Source organism: Yoonia sp. 67-2, from assembly GCF_035117555.1.
GTDB lineage: Bacteria > Pseudomonadota > Alphaproteobacteria > Rhodobacterales > Rhodobacteraceae > Yoonia.
The window spans coordinates 65,141-84,616 of the sequence record NZ_JAYKPK010000012.1 but is presented as its reverse complement, the minus strand read 5'-3'; the positions used below and the strand labels follow the sequence as shown (position 1 = coordinate 84,616).

The 19,476-nt window shown below is 60.6% G+C and carries 11 protein-coding genes; 8 read left to right on the top strand and 3 right to left on the bottom strand.

The annotated features are described in order from the left end of the window. Positions 1–4: 4 nt before the first annotated feature. From VOY09_RS16780 to VOY09_RS16745, 8 genes are all read left to right on the top strand, one after another. Complete coding sequence (locus VOY09_RS16780; protein ID WP_322895603.1) at positions 5–4,966, top strand: hypothetical protein; 4,962 nt, start codon at positions 5–7, stop codon at positions 4,964–4,966. Continuing rightward, positions 4,963–7,677: a glycine-rich domain-containing protein gene (locus VOY09_RS16775; protein WP_322895605.1), complete on the top strand. Its 2,715-nt coding sequence runs from the start codon at positions 4,963–4,965 to the stop codon at positions 7,675–7,677. The genes VOY09_RS16780 and VOY09_RS16775 overlap by 4 nt, the downstream gene beginning before the upstream one ends. Positions 7,678–8,000: 323 nt before the next feature. Then, positions 8,001–9,266 (top strand): hypothetical protein, encoded by a 1,266-nt coding sequence (locus tag VOY09_RS16770; protein WP_322895607.1) that lies wholly within the window; start codon positions 8,001–8,003, stop codon positions 9,264–9,266. Positions 9,267–9,341: 75 nt separating this feature from the next. Beyond that, entirely contained in the window at positions 9,342–9,548 is a 207-nt protein-coding gene (locus VOY09_RS16765; protein WP_322895609.1) for a hypothetical protein, read from the top strand. Positions 9,549–9,653: 105 nt separating this feature from the next. Continuing rightward, the gene (locus tag VOY09_RS16760) at positions 9,654–10,814 is read left to right on the top strand and encodes a Gfo/Idh/MocA family oxidoreductase (RefSeq protein WP_322895611.1); all 1,161 of its coding nucleotides are present in this window, start codon (positions 9,654–9,656) and stop codon (positions 10,812–10,814) included. Continuing rightward, a complete protein-coding gene (locus VOY09_RS16755; RefSeq protein WP_322895613.1) occupies positions 10,811–11,956 on the top strand; it encodes a dihydrodipicolinate synthase family protein in 1,146 nt (381 codons plus the stop codon). The genes VOY09_RS16760 and VOY09_RS16755 overlap by 4 nt, the downstream gene beginning before the upstream one ends. Next, positions 11,953–12,783, top strand: a complete 831-nt coding sequence (locus VOY09_RS16750) for a sugar phosphate isomerase/epimerase family protein (protein ID WP_322895616.1) — start codon at positions 11,953–11,955, stop codon at positions 12,781–12,783. The genes VOY09_RS16755 and VOY09_RS16750 overlap by 4 nt, the downstream gene beginning before the upstream one ends. 49 nt (positions 12,784–12,832) lie before the next feature. After that, positions 12,833–13,525 carry a TetR family transcriptional regulator gene (locus VOY09_RS16745; protein WP_322895618.1) on the top strand — a complete coding sequence of 231 codons (693 nt, stop codon included), beginning with the start codon at positions 12,833–12,835 and terminating at the stop codon, positions 13,523–13,525. Positions 13,526–14,157: 632 nt separating this feature from the next. Here the strand turns inward: VOY09_RS16745 and VOY09_RS16740 are convergent. From VOY09_RS16740 to VOY09_RS16730, 3 genes are all read right to left on the bottom strand, one after another. Next, positions 14,158–16,683 (bottom strand): membrane-bound PQQ-dependent dehydrogenase, glucose/quinate/shikimate family, encoded by a 2,526-nt coding sequence (locus VOY09_RS16740; protein ID WP_323811296.1) that lies wholly within the window; start codon positions 16,681–16,683, stop codon positions 14,158–14,160. A 263-nt stretch (positions 16,684–16,946) separates the two neighbouring features. Beyond that, entirely contained in the window at positions 16,947–18,467 is a 1,521-nt protein-coding gene (locus VOY09_RS16735) for a sugar ABC transporter ATP-binding protein (protein WP_322895487.1), read from the bottom strand. Next, the gene (locus VOY09_RS16730; protein WP_322895488.1) at positions 18,464–19,465 is read right to left on the bottom strand and encodes an ABC transporter permease; all 1,002 of its coding nucleotides are present in this window, start codon (positions 19,463–19,465) and stop codon (positions 18,464–18,466) included. Before VOY09_RS16730 ends, VOY09_RS16735 begins: the two co-directional genes overlap by 4 nt. Positions 19,466–19,476: the final 11 nt, after the last annotated feature.

The following is a 19,476-nucleotide window of genomic DNA, read 5'->3' as shown; positions in this document are numbered from 1 at the left end:
TTCAATGCACCCCCGTCTGTCGTCTGCACTGAGCCTGTTTGGCGCAGCCGCCCTTGCTTTGGGTTGCGGTGCGGCGATGGCGCTTGCCCAGACTGTCCCCGGGACCGAAGTGGTCAATACCGCACAGGTCACCTGGCAGATGGAGGGCATGGAAAATGTCCAGATACTGACGCCGCAGGCGCGGTTCGTCGTGGCGCGCCCGCCATCTGATGGGGTTCTGACGGCATGGGAGCGAGACCAAGGCACGTCCGCGCTCGCGCCACAGCTGATCACCTTTGCCGCTGCTGATTACCGCCGCAACCCATTTGTGCCGATGCCGGAACCGGTAGACAGCTCTGCCCTGACCGGCAATCCCAACCCGATTGACCGTACCGCCCCTTTGCCCGTGGTCCGGGCCGAGCGGATCCGGCTGGGTGTGCCTTTGTTCTTCACGCTAGAGGATTCCGGTCTGAACCGTGACCCGGCACAGATAGATACGGCCGTTGTCGTTGTGACGGATTCCGTGACCGGCGACCGCGAAGAATTGCGTTTCTACGAAACCGGACCCGATACCGGCGTGTTTTCCGGCTGGCTCAATACCGCGACCCAGTCAGCGCCGGGCGACGGGCAATTGTCGACTGCGCCTTTATCCATGATCACGGCAAAATATGAAGATGCGACCAACGCGATCAATGACCTTGCAATCGCGGTGATGGTCGGGCCGATTGATCCATCCGGTGTCATCTTCGACAGCCGGACCGGCGCGCCTGTGTCAGGTATCGAGATCACATTGATCGATACTGCCACGGGCCAGCCTGCCGTGGTGCTGGGCGATGACATGGTCGCGCGTTATCCGTCGACGCTGGTCACTGGCGGTCAAGTCACCGATGCATCGGGCCGCCGTTATCAGATGGAACCCGGTGCTTATCGCTTTCCTTTTGTCATGCCCGGGACCTACCGGATCGTCGTCACGCCTTCCGATGACTATGGCTATATCGCGCCCAGCAGGCGGGGCGCGGATGCGTTGCAGGACGTCCCGGGTGCACCTTTCGTGCTGCGCACAGGGTCCTTGCTGGAACCTTTCGCGGTCGTGCCCGGCATGGATTTGCGGCTGGATATTCCGATGGACCCGCTGGCAATGACGATGATCACCCGCAGCGCGTCACAGAGCGAGGCCGCGATTGGTGAATTCATCGAATATGCCGTGACGGTCACCGTGGATGACGCCGTTGCCATCACGGTTGAGGATGTCCTGCCCGATGCTGTCGTCTTCCTGCCCGGCACGATGCTGGTCAATGGCGCGCCCGTCGTGCCGCAAGTCACCGACAATGGGCGCAGGCTGACCTATAATGTCCCGGCCCAGAATGCCGGTGAAGTGACGACCATCACTTATGGTGCGCAGATCACAGCGCCCGCGCGGGCCGGTCAGGTTCTGCGATCAACCAGCACGCTCGCCACAGATGGGCTGCGCCGGGCAGAGGACGAACATGACCTGCGCATCCGTGATGCTTTGGGCCTCGATCAGGTTGCGATCCTGGGTCAGATCAGCGCCGGTGGCTGCGGGATGGCAGAGACTGACTACGATCTGTCAGGTATCCGCGTCCTGCTGGAAAACGGCGAATTCGCCATGACGGACAGCGACGGCCGCTTTACCTTCCGCGATATCTATCGCCGCCCGCGCGTTGTGCAGATGGATGTCACCACTTTGCCCACAGGCACCCGCCCGGTCTTGTGCTACGCCGGGACCCGCAGCGCGGGCAGCGCGATTTCACAATTCGTCGCATTGCGCCCCGGCATGATGGGCCGTGTCGAATTCTACCTCGCATTTGACGATATTCCGGAGGTGGCTGAAGCCGCTACAGCACCGGCACCTGACGCAATCCCGGCTGCCACGCCAGAGTCATCGCCGCTGGTCCGGTTTGACCGCGACTGGCTGGATGCCAATGGTGCCAGCCACGGTGCCGGGTTTCTGGCCCCTGCCGATGGTTTCATGCCGCGGTCTACAGCGATTGATCTGGTCTATCTGCGCCCGGTCGGTGCGACATCTGATCTGACGGTCAATGATGAAGAAGTGCCAGCGATCCGCCGCGAACCGGCGATCCGGTCATCCGATGGGAAATGGGAAATGATCCGCTATCGCGCGGTGCGGATTGAGGCGGGCCGCAATGCTCTGTCGCTGGTGATCACCGGAGCCGACGGGCAGGTCCTGCGCCGCGACAACCGCGATGTGCTTTACGGTCTGCGTCCGGCGCAGATGGCGTTGATCCGTTCCGCCAGCGTGTTGGAAAGCGACGGGCGCAGCCATCCGCAGATCACGTTGCGGCTGACCGACAGCGACGGCATCCCGATCCGCCCCGGCACGCAGGTGACGGTGATGATCGACGCGCCTTTTGGCTTCAGCCCTTCCGACCCCGCGCGCCGGTCGCAACCCGGATCAAGCCGTGGCGGCCAAAGCCGGATCACCGAGACAATCGGGCAGGATGGCACGGTGGCCCTGACTCTGGCCCCGGTGCTGGAAGGCGGCACTGCGCGGCTACGGATCCCCTCGACCGATCACGATCTGACGCTGTCGGTGCCGATTTCGGCGGCCAACCGCCCTTGGGTGCTGGTTGGTCTGGCCGAAGGCACGCTGGCCCATGATCAGGTCCGTGCCCATATGCGCCGCGAAGGCGAGATCGGCAATGCTTTGTCAGGCCGTGTGTCGCTGTTCGCCGAAGGTGTCATTCGCGGCGAATGGCTGCTGACCCTGCGCTATGACAGCGCGCAGGACGGCGATGAATTCTATGGCATCGATCCGGATGCTGATTATATCGTCTATGGCGACAGATCAGTGCAAGGCAATGCCACGCAAAGCCGCTTTCCCTTGTATCTGCGGCTGCGCAAGGAAGGCGCGGAATATCTGGTCGGCGATTTCAACACCGATCTGAATGACGGCGGCGTGACGATCAATCAGAACGTCACCGGCGCGCGCGCGGTATTCGAGGATGAGCGTTTCCGCGTCATGGCCTTTGCCGCGCAAGGCAGCAACCGGCTGGTCGAGGATCGTATTCCGCTCAACGGCACAATCGGGCCTTATGCGCTGTCCCAAGCTGATGTGATCCCCAATTCGCAGACGATCCGGCTGGTCACCGTGTCGCGCTTTGATGCCTCTGAAGAACTGAGCAGCCGCACGCTGGTCGCGGGGGTGGATTACGTTGTCAGCTATACGACCGGCCAGTTTTTCCTACGCCGCCCGATCCCGGCCTTTACCGCCGATCTGGACCGCAACGTGCTGGTGATTGATTATGAGGCCGATGCCGATCTGCGCAACGCTCTGATCGCGGGTATCCGCGCCGAACGCGAAATCAGCGCGCGGCTGCGCATGGGCGCGACAGGCGTCTATGCGCGCCGTGTGGATGGGCAGGATGTTTCGGTCACGCTGGGCGGGATCGATGTGACCTATCAGGCAACCGATGCATTATCCTTTAGCGCGGACGTGCTGGTGGCACGGCGCAATTTCGCGACCTTCACCGATACCGGCCTGCGCAGCGAAATACGTGCCGAATTTGAACGCGACACCACGCAATTCGCGGCCTATCTGCGCCGCCAGACCGGCAATGTCGCGCTCAGCGCTGACCGCCGTGACATCGACACCACCATCGCCGGGCTGACCTTTCGCCATCAGCTTTCGGCAACGCGGGGTGACACGCTCAACCGCTGGCTGGTCGAAGGCGGGCTCTTGGCCGAAAATGACATGGCCGGGGCGCAACGCCGCGCCGATGGCGAGATTTTGCTGACCCGAGAGCGCGATTTTACGAGCCAGTCCATCGGTTTCCGTGGCCTGCGTCAGACCGACGGCGATGATGTCCGGCTGGTCACGCGCGGCACGGAAATCTCGGAAGATGAGCGCTATAGCAAATCTGCGGAACTGCAATCCTCGCTGCGCCCGGATGGGGCGCGTGCGGCGGATCAGCTGACCTTTGGTCTGGGCTTCGGGTTGACCGAAGAATGGAGCCTGTTCAGCACCTTCGAGCTGGAAAGCCTGCGCAATGCAGATACCGAGGCGCGCCGTTTTACCCTTGGCGCTGATTACACGCCGCGCGAAGGCCGCATCTATCGCGGTGCCCTGTCGATGGCGGGCAATGATGCGGATGGCGGGCAGGCATTGTTCCTCGGCGCTGATCATGCCTACACTCTGCGTGAGGGGGTCAGCGCAACTTTGGGCAGCGATGTGCAATGGGATATGGGTGCCGCTGATGTGCCGATCGGGCAATCGATCGGTAATCCTTATATCGCCGACAGCTTTGCCACAGTCCGCGCGGGCCTGCGCTATGAGGCTGAAGGCTGGGGCACTGGCGTCGATGTCGAGGCACAACGCAGCCGCACGTCCGAAACCGGCAATCTGCGGCTTCGTATCGACGGAGAACTTTCTGAAACATGGAGCGCGGGCGCAGAGGCGTTTCTGGGCCTGACCCGCGACCGGGCCGAAGTGGCAAAGCAGGAACTGCGGCTTGAAGCCAGCGCCGCGCATCGCGCCGGGCCGCGCGATCCGATCACCTTGCTGCAGGCCGCATTGCGCCAGCGCAACGAAGGCGAGGTGGACAGCCTGACCGCGATCTCATCGCTCTACCGGTCGCAATATCTGTCCGATACGGAATTTCTGAACCTGCGGTTGGGCGTGAAATATGATCAGGCAGAATTGCGGACCGGGGCGGTGGATGATGTGCTGACCCTGATCGGCGCGGAATATCGCCGCGACCTGACCGAGCTGGTCGATATCGGGTTTCATGGGTCCGCGATCTATGCGGCGCGCAGCGGGCGCACCCGCCAAAGCCTTGGCATATCGCTGGGGCTGACGCCGTTTGAGAATGGCTGGCTGTCGGTCGGTTACAACTTTATAGGCTTTGACGATCCTGATTTCTCTACCCTTGGCCACACCGACAAGGGCGCTTTCGCGCAGTTCCGGCTGAAATTCGATGCCGACAGCCTGCGGGGGATGTTCCGGTGAGGTGGATCTGGGCAGTCCTGACCGCAGTTGTTGCCCCGCTTGGGCTGCTGCTTTCCTTGTCCAGCCCGGCCTATGCGACCCCTGCGGCCTGTGAAAGCGCCTATGCCACTGGCGGTGCGGTCAGCGTGATCACGATCAATAACGCGCAATATTGTGTCCACCGTTTTGGCGGCAACGGGACATTCACAGCGCGGCGAGAGATCACACTCGACTATCTTGTTGTTGGCGGCGGCGGTGGCGGGGGTGGCATCACGCCGGGCAACCAGCCTGGCGGCGGCGGTGGCGGCGCAGGCGGCTATATTGCGGCGCAGGGCCGTGTCCTGCAAGGCGAGTCTTATGGTGTTGCGGTCGGTGCGGGCGGACAAGGCGCGTTCTGTGGGTCGAATTTTTGTAATCCGGGGCTGAATGGCGGCGAGTCCCGGTTTGGTGGCATCATTGCCCAAGGTGGTGGCCACGGCGCCTATGCGGGTCAGAATAATGGCGCGGATGGCGGGTCCGGCGGTGGCGGGCGGTGGGTCTGGTATGCGACAGGCGGCGCCGGGCGACCGGGTCAGGGCAATCCCGGCGCGCCTGGGCCGAGCTTGTACTATTCCGGCTCCGGCGGCGGTGGCGCTGGGGCGGCGGGCGCGTCTGATGCATCGGGGCGGGGCGGCAATGGCGGTGCGGGGGTGAGCAACAGCATCACCGGCATACCGGTATTTTATGCCGGCGGTGGTGCAGGCGGCGGCTATCGCCAGCCCGGCGGCAGCGGCGGCATCGGCGGTGGCGGCACTGCACCGGCCTCGATCGGTTCGGGAAATAGCGGACAGGCTGGTACTGGCGGCGGCGGCGGCGGTGCGACTGGCGGTCCTACGTTTAGTGGGCATAACGGCGGGAACGGCGGGTCCGGGGTCGTCATCGTACGCTACCGTGCCAATACCCCGCCCAGTGCCAATGCCGGGCCGGACGTGACGACGGTTGCAGGCACGGCTGTCACGCTAGACGGGACCGGCTCCACGGATGCTGAAGGCAATATCACGACCTATCGCTGGACCCAGATCAGCGGCCCGACGGCTGGTCTGACCAATGCCACGACCGCCCAGCCCAGCGTGACACCGGCAGCGCTGGCGAGCGGCTTCGCCACGCTGGTGTTTGAACTGACGGTAACCGATGCTTTTGGCATAACATCCCGCGATCAGGTCAGTATCAGCGTGTCATCGCCGAACAATCCGCCGAATTACGGTGCTGGCGGCAACGAAGTGACGCAATTCAATGATCTGGAGAATAACCGGACGCTGCGGCTGCATGTCTTTCGCAGCAGCGGGACGTTCAACTTCGTTGGCAACGGTCCGGTCGATTATCTGATCGTCGGTGGTGGCGGTGGCGGCGGTGCTTTTGCCGGCGGCGGCGGCGGTGGCGGCGGGGTGCGGGCCGGCGATACAGCGCTACAGACGGGGACTTTTCCCGTCACAATCGGTGCCGGTGGCAGCGGTGATGCGCGCTTCAACTGGCCCACCAGTAACGTGCCCGGCGGCGACAATGGCCAGCCGAGCAGCGCGATTGGCATCACGGCGCAGGGCGGCGGTGGTGGTGGGACCTACAACATTGGCAATAATCAATGGTCCGGACGCAGCGGCGGTTCCGGCGGCGGCGGATCACATAGCGCTGCGGGCGGCAGCGGCACCAGCGGGCAGGGCCGGGACGGTGCGCGCGGCACGGTCGGCTTTGGTACATCCTCCGGCGGTGGCGGTGGTGGCGCGGCAGAGGTCGGACAGCCCGGTTCCACCGCGCGTGCCGGGCGTGGCGGCAATGGTGTGACGTCCGATATCACCGGGACTGCGGTTGTCTATGCTGGCGGCGGTGCGGGCGGTGGCGATGTCCGCATCAGCAATGGTGCCGCCCCGAATGTGGGTGGTCAGGGCGGCGGTGGCGCGTCACGCAACAATCAGGCTGCGGGCGAAAACGGGGTGAACAACCTTGGCGGTGGCGGCGCGGGTGGCCGGGTTGATGAGAATGGGCTGGAATCGCGCGGCGGCGCGGGCGGGTCGGGCTTGGTGATCCTGCGCTATGTGATCAATACCGGCCCGACAGGCGATGCCGGTGCCGATACGGTGGTCGAGGCGGGGCAGCCGGTCAATCTGGACGGCACCGGCTCGACCGATCCTGACGGGAATATCAGCAGCTACAGGTGGGAACAGATTGCCGGGACCCCCGTCACCCTGACCGGGGCGGAGACTGCACAAGCCAGCTTTACAGCTACCCAACCGCTCGACGGGCCGCGCGAGGATCTCACCTTCCGTTTGACGGTGACCGATGCGTTTGACCTTGTCTCAGTCAGTGATGTCACAATCACCTTGCAGGCCCTTGCCGTGCTGGTGGCTGCGAAAGCCGTGGCAGTGTTTTCCGAGGATGGCTCTGGCTGCGACGATCTGACGGCCACCCCTCCCGTCCTGCCCGCCTTGCCTGCAGCGATCCCCGGTGCCTGTATCGAATACCTGATCAGCGTCGTCAACGAAGGGGCTGCGACAGCACAGGATATCGATCTGACCGATCTGCTGCCCGAGGACCTGACCTTTGAAGCTGCGGCTCTGGGTGCCAATTGGCAGACCGAAAGCCAGTTGATCACACCCGCGCCGGGCTGCGCTGGCGATGATTGCGCGATCCGGGTGCAGGACGGGGCCATAGCCGCCGGCCAGACCGCAACAATCAGGATCCGCGCGACGATCAACTGAATCGGGAGATCGCAGTGGCCTTCCTGTCGCAGAACGAGCGTCGGTCGCGCGGACAGGTACAGGTGTTTGAGATGGGCGATGTGGGAATTCTTACCGATGGCCGCAAAGCAATAAGGCGATCATCCGGGCCGAAACATCAATTTAGGCATGCCCTTGGTACTATCCGGTAAAACAGCCGCGGCAGGACCACAATCTAAGGATTTACAGATATTGAGCGATGCGCCACTGCAGGTCTAGGTTTTTGTGCCTGTTTACGGCGTCTGTCCCGTAGCGGGCCTTCATCGCTCGGGATCAGGTCCCGTGCCGCCTGCCGGAGCATTTGCATGACACACTTGTTGCCCAAACTGGCCGCTCTTATTCTCGTAATCACACCCGCCCATGCCGAACGCGCCCCGGGCGAGACCATATTCTCTGCTCAGGTCGAAACCTTTCCCGCTCAGAGCAATGACTTCATGCGGCCGCTGACCGCGACCAACGAAGATGACCATGGATCGGTGCCGCGATTGCAGGGGAACTGGCAGGTCCTGACCATTCCGCCTTATGATGCTCCCCCTGAAGCACCCAAGGAGGCGATCCCGATGATGCGGGTGACCTTGACCCCAGGGGCTGATGGATATGGCGGCAGTTTCACCCCGGCAGAGGCAATGGGCGGACCGCAGATTGCCGGTGGCGTTCTCGACCGTGTCATCCACGAAAAAGGCTATCTGTACCTTCACTTTTCACAACCTGACCTGTCGCCCGACCCGTTACAGATCGCGCTTGGGCCTTTGGGCGAGCACGGCTATTCCGGCACGATGACCTCGGGTCAGAACGTCGAGCCGGTGGTGTTCTGGCCTGACAGCCAGCCCTTGCCCGACCTTGTCGCGCTGCAGATCGTGATTCACGGGCATGCGCCGCAACCGCCGCAAGGTATTCCGTCGGATGTGGAAATCGTCGCCCGTTGTGATGAATCCGGCGGATGCAGCGTCACGCAAGGACGGCTGATGGCATTGCTGCCAGAGGGATGGGCGATGAACGAGCCGCTTTTCTACTCGGCTGTGGGCGACAACCTCCCGACCGAATTTCCGATGACTGCGTTCTATGGCCCTATACCCGGCCAGCAGCTGCGGTTGAACCCGCATCAATGGCTTGTCTCGAACGGTCCCTGCATAGGCACTGATGCGGGCGCGCTCTGCTGGTTCTTCGATGCTGCCGACGGCACGGCGGCGGCAGCGCAAATTCTAGCGCCATCACTGCTAATCCTGGACGATCAGGCGACAACCGATCCTGACGCTGACGCGCCCTGTGCGCAATCAGCCTGCCGGTTCGACCTTCCGCAGGCCGGGCTGGCGGTGGAACTGCCGAGAGGCTGGTGGGTTCACCAGGCAGGACGCGAAGGCGGTGCGCCGCGCGCGCAATTCACTAATGGCAATGATCTGATCATGCTGACCGGCACTGACGGCTGGAACCCCGAGAACGGCCCCTGCCATGACAGCGTTGCCGGGTCGGTCTGTTTCTGGGGCGGCACCGGAAATGAGGTCCGCATTGCCGCCGCTTTCATCGCGGCGACCCTGTCGCTGCTGCCCGAAGGCACCCCTGCCAGCCCGTAAGGTTCAGTCAGGTTGGCGCCGCTACAGTGCGACATTCTTCCATAAGTCCATGTTATCAAAATGCTTATGTGAAAGTTGCCAATTGGCAATTCCCGCGCTTTGGAGGACGCCAGACAGGCGTTCTTCATCTCTCAGCGACTTGAAAAAGACCTTGGGATCGTAGGGCGAACGGCACATCGGCGGCGTGCGGCCGCTGATCCTGTGCCGACGCTGCTGGAGGTTAGAGCAGACAATATCCTGCTGACCGCCGCCGGGCGCGATGAAACGCGCCTTGTGGCCTGACACAGGGCTGGCTGGCACAAAATTTCATCCAAGCCACAATAAATTCTTGAACCTACCAGTTAGTAGGTTATAGATTCTCCAAACGCATCAGGGAGGATCTGCGCAGTGAAACAGGAACGTATCGGGATTATCATGCACGGCGTCACCGGCCGGATGGGGATGAACCAGCATCTGATCAGATCGGTGCTGGCGATCCGTGATCAGGGTGGTGTGGTGCTATCGGACGGACGACGGCTGGTGCCTGATCCGATTATCGTCGGACGCAACGGCGACAAGATCGCTGAACTCGCACGCGCGCATGGGGTGGAAAGGTTCACCACAGATCTGGATGCCGCTTTGGCGGACCCCAAGGATACGATCTTTTTCGACGCCGCCTCGACCCAGATGCGGCCCGGCCTTTTGCGCAAGGCGATTGATGCGGGCAAACATGTCTATTCGGAAAAGCCCGTCAGCGAAAGCCTGGCAGAAGCTGTCGCGCTTGCCCGCCATGCCCGCGAGAAAGGCGTCAAGAACGGGATTGTCCACGACAAGCTGGACCTGCCGGGTCTGGTGAAGCTCAAGCGCCTGCGCGATCAGGGGTTTTTTGGCAAGATCCTCAGCGTGAAGGGTGAATTCGGCTATTGGGTCTTCACCGGCGATGATCTGCCGCCCCAGCGCCCGTCCTGGAATTACCGGGCAGAGGATGGCGGCGGCATGATTTCCGACATGCTGTGCCATTGGCGCTATGTGCTGGACAACGTGATCGCGCCGGTCAAATCGGTCAGCTGTCTGGGCATGACCCATATCGACAGCCGTCTGGACGAGAAAGGCAAGCGGTTCAAAGCCACTGCCGATGACGCGGCCTATGCGACATTCCTGCTGGATGGCCCGGACGGTGACATTGTCGCCCATATCAATTCCAGCTGGTGTACCCGTGTCCGCCGCGATGATCTGGTGACCTTCCAGATCGACGGCACCCATGGATCTGCGGTGGCGGGGCTGCATGAATGCTGGTCACAGCACCGCGTCAATACGCCAAAGCCAGTCTGGAACCCTGATCAGCCGCAAGAGCTTGATTTTTATGCAGGCTGGGACCGGGTGCCGGATAACCGCGTGTTCGACAACGGGTTCAAGGTGCAATGGGAAGATTTCCTGCGCCATGTCGCCGAAGATGGGCCGTGGTCCTATTCATTGGCCGAAGGGGCCAAAGGCGTACAACTGGCCGAAGCAGGATATCAATCGTCCAAAGAACGGCGCTGGATCGATCTGGAGGATCTGGACCTGTGAGCAATATACTCAACCTTCCCGGCGGGTCCGTTGCCCTGCGCGCTGGCCCTGCCATACAGGCATCTGGCGACTGGAACCGCATTGCCTATGCCGCGGCCCATGTCGTCTGCGACCCTTTGGCCGAGGCTGATCCATGGATGGAGGCTGCGGTCGATTGGGACCGCACCCTGGCTTTTCGCGAACATCTGTGGGGCTTAGGTTTCGGCGTGGCCGAGGCGATGGACACCGCCCAACGCGGCATGGGGCTTGACTGGCCGACGTCGCTTGAACTGATCCGCAGATCAACCGATCTGGCGCGCGGCCATGGCCATCTGATCGCCTCAGGTGCGGGCACCGATCACCTGACCCCCGGCCCGGATGTCACCATCGACGATGTGATCCGCGCCTATGAGGAACAATGCGAAGCGGTCGAGGCGGCAGGATCGCGCGTCATCCTGATGGCGTCGCGCGCCTTGGCAGTGGCGGCGACCGGCCCTGACGACTACGCCCGCGTCTATGCACGGGTTCTGTCCGGGCTGGAACGCCCTGCGATCCTACATTGGCTGGGTGAAATGTTTGATCCCGCGCTGCAAGGCTATTGGGGGTCAGGCGATCACATGACCGCCATGGATACCTGCCTGTCGATCATCGCGGAAAATGCCGCCAAGGTCAATGGGATCAAGATCAGTTTGCTGTCGGCGGAAAAGGAAATCGCGATGCGCCGCCGCCTGCCCGAAGGCGTGGTGATGTATACCGGCGATGATTTCAACTATCCCGATCTGATCGCGGGCGATGATCAGGGCCATTCCCATGCTTTGCTGGGTATTTTCGACCCCATCGCCGGTGTCGCGGCGAAGGCATTGTCGGAACTGGCCGCAGGCGATACTGACGCCTATCACGCGACTTTTGCACCCACCGTGCCGCTGTCGCGCCATATCTTCCGCGCGCCGACACGGTTTTACAAAACGGGCGTGGTGTTTCTGGCCTATCTGAATGGTCATCAGGACCATTTCACGATGATTGGCGGACAGGAAAGCGCACGCTCTACCCTGCATCTGGCAGAAATCCTGCGGCTGGCAAATGACGCGGGCCTGATCACCGATCCGGACCGTACCGCAGCGCGGGCAAGGGCGGTCTTTGCCGCGCGCGGGGTGGCGGCATGACCAGCGGGATCGGACCCGACCAGCTATCGCTGAACACGGCGACATTGCGCGAACAATGGGACTTGGCGCAATGTATCGAGGGCTGCGCCCGGCACGGGATCGCGGGCATCTCGCCCTGGCGCGACAAGCTGCATGACATGGGCGTCGATCATGCGGCGCGCGCGATCCGTGATGCGGGGCTGCGGGTTTCGGGACTGTGCCGGGGTGGCTGGTTTACCGAAAGTGGCGCGGTTGATCAGGCGGTGATCGACGACAATTGCCGCGCCGTGGATGAAGCAGCGACTATCGGCGCAGATTGCCTTGTGATGGTCGTTGGCGGCCTGCCGAAAGGATCAAAAGACCTGCCCCGCGCCTGGGATCTGGTCGAAGAAGGGTTGTCGCGCACGCTGGATTACGCGCGCAAGGCCGGTGTCAAAATCGCTATTGAACCTTTGCATCCGATGTATGCCGCAGACCGGGCCTGTGTAAACACGATGGCGCATGCGCTGGATATCTGCGACCGGCTGGGCGATGGGATCGGCTGCGCTGTCGATGTCTATCATGTCTGGTGGGACCCGACGCTGCCCGCCCAGATTGAACGTGCAGGGCCTGACCGGCTGATGGCGTTTCATATCTGCGACTGGCTGGTGCCGACGCGCGATCTGCTGACCGATCGTGGCATGATGGGCGATGGGGTGATCGACATCCCCTATCTGCGCGGTCTGGTCACGGCACAGGGGTTCACCGGCCTGAACGAAGTGGAGATCTTCTCTGACCGCGACTGGTGGCGGCGCGACGCGGATGAGGTATTGGCAACAATCGTCGCACGCGGGCGGACATCCTGCTAGGGGGTCGCGACCGCTGGCTTTGGTGGACCGTGGCTTGTAATGTGGTTGCATGACACAGGATGCCAAAAAACCCGCCAAAAGCTTCGCCGCGAAACCTGCGGCGTCCCGTCGCCGGCGGGACGCTGACCAGACACGTGAAGACATCTTGCAGGCGGCCTTGGAAGAATTTTCAACCATGGGCCATTCCGGCGCACGGATTGACCGGATCGCGGCCCGCGCGGGGATCTCCAAGCCGATGATCTATGATTACTTCGGCGACAAGGATGCGATCTATGCCGCAGCACTGCGCGAAGCCTATGTCCAGATCCGCCGCGGCGAGGCGGAACTTGCCCTTGATCCCGACGATCCCTGTGCGGCGGTGCGCGAATTGGTGCATTTCACGATGGACCATTTTCGCGCCAAACCCTGGTTCATCCAGATGCTGAATTCCGAAAACTTGCTGGGCGGTGCCACGGTCGCAAAACTGCATGATGCATCAGAAATTCAATCCACCTTGGTCACCAGACTGGGGGACGTGCTGGCCCAAGGGGTCCGGCAAGGCGTGTTCCGACGCCGGGTTGATCCGGCGGAATTCTATGTCTTCATGGCCTCGCTGTGCTATTTCCCGATCTCGAACATGCATACCCTGCGCGCGGTGTTCCGGCTGCCGATTGACCAGCCATGGCTTGACCGCCGCGCAGAGGATGCCGCCGATATGCTGCTGGCTTACCTGATGCAGCCGGTTGGTGACGACCTCCGCTAGGCGGGGCTCTATCAGACCACCTAATGCTACACCGCAGTCGGATATCAGGGTGCGATATAGGACTCGGCTTGAATACCGATCTCATACAGGCGCGGATCCCGCATGAAAATCAAGGCACCCCCGAAGGTACGGCCGACGCCCCTCAGGGTCTTTTCTAAGTCCTTGTTTATTAGTCTGGCACCATGTGACCTTTCCAACGCTTCGCCTTTCCTACTGGGGTATGTCGCTCACGCGTTGTTGAACAAGATTGCCCATACTTAGTTCCTGCGCTTGAGGCTACGAACATTAAACGGCGATTCTGTGCGTCTCAAATTTTTCTTTCAGCAGTCAACAGCCAAGCCCGACAAGGGCACCAGAAAAACATCTTGTCGACCCGCAGGACGTTGCACGAGGTCAGTCTGGGCGCCATGCCCCGACAAGCAAACCGTCACCGCAGGGCGGGCAACATTGCGACCGCAGTCTGCTGCTACTGTCGCCGTCTAATACTGACGACGTGAATGACGACAAAAGCCAGACCAACGCGCCCGTCCCTGTAGCCGTTCGCGCAGATCGCCTTCTGACCCTAATGTGACCTTCGCGACCAGCATAGTTTGGTCCAAGGTTCGGCTGACATTGCTTGCGTCGGTTGTCTTTTACGGGAGATCACTAGCCCCCGCGCTGGTTTCTGCGACATCTTCTGGCAAGGCATAGGCAATGAAATAGTCACCCACCGGGGTTTCCATAAAATTATGACCTCCCGCATTGATCAAAACAATCTGCCGCCCACCGGCTTCGTAAGTAATGGGCGTTGCTTGGCCGCCCGCTGGCAAGGCCACGTCCCACAGACGCTCGCCTGTTTCGACATCAATCGCACGGAACAGGTCGTCGGTTGCAGCACCGATAAAGAAAAGGCCCGAAGCCGTGATGACCCCCCCGCCATTATTTGGTGTGCCAATCTCCAACGGAAGCATTGACGGAATGCCGAAGGGACCGTTCTTCCGTGCGGTGCCGAAGGGGCGATCCCACAACACCTCGCGCGTGTTCAGATCAATGGCGGCAATCCCACCATAGGGCGGTTGCGAACAAAGAAGACCAGTGAAGGGCACGCGCCAACCTGCATTGACGCGGATGCCATAAGGCGCACCTTCCTGCGGGTTGATCGACCCGTGCGATCCGCCGCCTGCGTCTGGGTCATAATCAGGATTGGTAATGGACCGGACGCCAGTCTGATCTACCTCTTCACGTGGGACAAGCTGATTGTAGTTTGGCATGTTGTTGTAATTGCTGACCATAATGCCGTTCTCGGGGTCAACCGCCACGCCACCCCAATCAACGCCACCGTTATACCCCGGAAACTGAATCCATGGACGGTCCACCGTAGGGGGCGTATAGACGCCGTCATAAGAAGCTTGGCGGAACTGGATGCGACACCAAAGCTGGTCAAGCGGGGTCGCGCCCCACATGTCGGCCTCAGTAATTGTCGGTTTCAAGAGATTGGGGAAGTCAGTGACGAAAGGCTGCGTCGGCGACAGACGTTCCGGCTCTACCCCACCCTGGGGGGCATCACGTTCCTCAATGTTAACCAATGGCTCGCCAGTTTCACGGTTCAGGATAAAGAATTGTGCCTGTTTAGACGGCATAATGATTGCAGGAACCGGGCCATCATCGGTGGGGAAATCAACCAACGTCCCCTGACCGCCCAGATCATAATCCCAGACGTCGTAATGCACCGTTTGATAGTCCCAAGCGACCTCGCCCGTCTCCACGTCGAGCGCCACGATCGCAGTGGAATATGTATTCTCGGCATCTGAACGGTCACCACCCCAGTAATCAACAGCCGAGTTACCCATCGGCATATAGACAAGCCCAAGTTCGCTGTCGCCTGACGCAATCGTCCACATATTCGGTGTACCTTGGGTGTAGGTTTCACCTTCCGGCGGCAGGCCGGTCTCGCCAGGGCGTCCCATATCCCATGCCCAATCAAGCTCTCCGCTCACAACATTATAGCCGCGGATTACCCCGGACGGCGCTTCAAGCGTGTGTCCATCGCTGACCTGACTGCCCACAACCAAAACGTCCCGCACCAGAGTGGGCGGTGATGTAGGCGCATAGAACCCCGGAGGATAATCGCCCAGACCTTGCATCAGATCGACAATACCACCCTCGCCGAAATCCTGGCAAAGCTGTCCGGTCTGTGTGTCGAGTGCAATCATGCGAGCGTCATGGGTCAGGTTCACGACGCGGGTCGCGCAATTCTCACCTTGTTCAGCATTCGGATCTTGAAAATATATAAGCCCCCGACACGAAGCGTTATACCCAATCGCATCTGCCGGTGTCTCCGGATCAAATGTCCAGTGTTCCGTACCCGTCGCTGCATCCAGCGCGGTAATCATGTTCATCGCCGAACAGAGATAGAGCCGATCACCGACCTTGACCGGCGTGTTCTGGTTTCCGAACGGCTCGTCGTCTTCCGGAAGATCACCGGTTCGGAACTCCCATAACTTTTCGAGTTGGCCGACATTTTCCGTCGTGATCTGTGTCAGAGGCGAGTAGCGCATTGCATGATGTGTCCCACCATAGGCCGGCCAGTCTGCCCCAGTCTCGAGATCGAGATAGGCCGATCCATCCGCAGCGGGCGTGGCGGCGATCTGGTCTTGTGATGGGCTTTCAGACGCCTCGGTATTTGGTGCCTCAGGTTCGCTTGTCGGATCTTCGACGACTTGTGCCATCGCCGGGCTTATACGTTGCGTGGCAAGACCAAGAATGCTTGTCGCCGAGACCAGCACCCCGACACCGACCATCGCAGCGCTGCGGCGCGCCGGTCCGCGCAGGGCGGGAAGTGCTGTTAAAACCAAAATGAGCACGATCGTAGGTGCAATCAGCCTCGGCACCTGCGCCCAGGGATCAAGGCCAGCTTCCCAGAGGGCCCAGATGACAGTCCCGATATAGGTTGCGCCATAAACCCAGACCGCCATCGAGCTGCGTTTAAACAATAAATACGCTGTCAGAAGCAACCCAAGGCCCGCTGGCAAGTAATACCATGACCCGCCCAATGTAATCAGCCAAACACCGCCCGCGAAAAGTGGCAGACCAAAAATCAGCAGGATCGCGGCGATAATCCGGGACCACCAGACACTAAAGGTAGAAGCAGACGAATGTGATGAACGAGGCGCGACCATGAGATTCCCTTCCATAGTTTGTAACTGGAACAGGAAGGTCTTCTAAACGTTCCAGCTTTTTTTATTTTTTCCAAATTTCGGACAAGCAGGGCTCGCGCATCGCACCGAACACGCAGTGCTATGTCTGGTTGTCACTGAACGAAGCTCACGGAAACGCAGTGGCGTGGATATCTGCGGGAACTGCCCACTGCGACACAATTCAAAATCGACTTAAGCAACAAAATGGGAGCGGGATGATTTTCGACACTGATGACAGGGGCCTATCAACGCGCATGATGTTCTGTGTCAACGGCAATGCCGGAAATGGCCTGTATCAGATTGTCTTCCGTCACTTCCTCTGCGGTGAATTCGCGCATCACGCGACCGGCGAACATCGCGATGATCCGGTCCGATACATGCAGCACCTCGGGCATTTCGGAACTGATGACGATCACGGCAAAGCCTTGGGCGGCCAGATCGCGGATCAGGTTGTAGATTTCGGATTTGGAGCCCACGTCGATGCCGCGTGTCGGTTCATCGACGATCAACACCTCGGGATGCATCGACAGCCATTTGCCGATCACGATTTTCTGCTGGTTGCCGCCTGACAGATTGCCCACGGCCTGCCGCCACCCCGGCGTGCGGATATCCAGTTTGTCGCGGTATTTGTCGAAGATCGCCAATTCGGCGCGGTTGCTGATAAAGGGGCCGTTGCGCAGCCTGCCGATCTGCGGAAGGGTCATGTTGTCTTTGCAATTCATGCCCAGCACCAGCCCCTGGTCCTTGCGATCTTCCGGCACCAGCGAAATGCCACGCTTGATCGCCTCAATCGGGGAATTGATCTGCACTTCTTGCCCGTTCAGCAGGATCTGCCCCGCAGAGGGCGTGCGCAGGCCAAAGATCGTTTCGGCAATCTCGGTCCGGCCTGCACCGACAAGGCCGTAGAACCCAAGCACCTCGCCTTTGCGCAGGGCGAAACTGACATCTTCGAACAGGCGACCACAGCTCAGCCCGCGCACCTCGAGCGCGGTATCGCCCATTGTGTGGTGGCTTGCGTTGCGCGACAGATCGAGGCTGCGGCCGATCATCAGTTGCGTTACTTTATCTTCATCCGTCTCAGAAGTGTTCAGCGTGCCGCGATATTGCCCGTCGCGCAGAACGCTGATCCGGTCGGTGATTTTGAAAATCTCTTCCATCCGGTGAGAGATATAGATGATTCCCACACCACGTGCCTGCAGATCGCTGATCACATCGAACAGCACGACTTTTTCTGCATCGGTCAGTGATGCGGTCGGTTCGTCAAAGATCACCGCGCGGGGGTCCACCGTGAGGGCGCGCCCGATTTCGACCATTTGCTGATTGGCGATGGACAGATCACCGACACGGGTTTGGGCGTTGAAACTGACGTTTAAGGTTTTCAGGATCTTGTCAGTATCGGCATATAGCTTTTTCCAATCGACACGGCCAAAGGATTTCAGCGGCAGTTCCCCAAGGAAGATGTTTTCCGCGACGGTCAATTCGCCTGCAAGGCTGAGCTCCTGATGGATAAACACCACCCCCAAAGCCTTGGCCGCTTGCGGGTTTGTCATGCTCACAGGTTTTTCCGCGACAAAGATTTGCCCTGCATTTGGGGCCAGCACGCCGCCCAGCACCTTCATCAAAGTCGATTTGCCAGCGCCGTTTTCACCCATCAGGGCATGAACCTCGCCGGGGCGCAGATCGAAAGACACGCCATCCAGCGCGCGCACGCCCGGAAAGGTTTTGACAATGTTTTCCAAGCGCAGAACAGGGGGCAGATCGGTCATATCTTCAACTCCTCTTTGCCTTTGCGGGTCAGTTGGCGGTCAAGGAACAAAACGGCGATCAGGATCAGACCGATGACCAGGTTGACGGTCTGGGTATCTGCGCCGATATGCCCAAGACCTTTGCGCAAAAGCTGGATCGCAATGACACCGCCCAGCGTGCCGATGATCGAGCCATAGCCGCCAGCAAGTTTTGTGCCACCCAGCACGACGGCGGTAATGGCCCAGAGTTCATAGAGCATCCCGTCATTTGGATTGACCGATCCGCTTTCAGAATAGAACACCACAGCAGAGAGGGCGGCCAGAAACCCGATCAGCATAAAATTCCAGATGAAATGTGGCCCGACACGGATACCCGCGTTCACCGCGGCATCGCGGTTGTTCCCGATTGCATAGGCGTTGCGGCCATGGTTGGTGCGCGTGGTGACGAACCACAGCACCAAAGCTGTGCCAAGCAGGAACCAGCTTGCCGTGTGCAGGCCCAGCACCTGCGCTTCGGCGAAATCGACAAGGGTCCAGTTCAGGTTACTGGTCGGTTGTTCGCCGTTATACATGAACACCAGCCCGCGAAAGCCCAGCATTGACCCCAGCGTGACAATGAAAGCATCGATGCCGGTTTTCCACACGATCAACCCGTTGATCGCCCCCAGTGTCACCCCCGTCAGCAAGGCAAGTCCCCAGGCCAAAGGCAGCGCCCAGTCACCCAGCGCCACCATGAACGGCCAGCTCAGACTGTCGAGCAACACAACTGCCGAGAGCGCAAAGATCGCACCGACGCTGAGGTCGATATTGCCGTTGATCATGATGATGGTCATGCCAAGCGCAATGATCCCGATGGGGGCGGATTGTTTCAGCAACAGCAGCATGTTGCCGGGGTCCATGAAGGCTTGGTTCGAGGCGGACCAAAAATGCCCGGCGATGGAAAAGAACACCAGCTCCGCCAGGATAAAAACCCAGATGCCGCCTTGTTTGATCATGTCTTTGCGATTGTGCATTGCCATCATGGCCACTC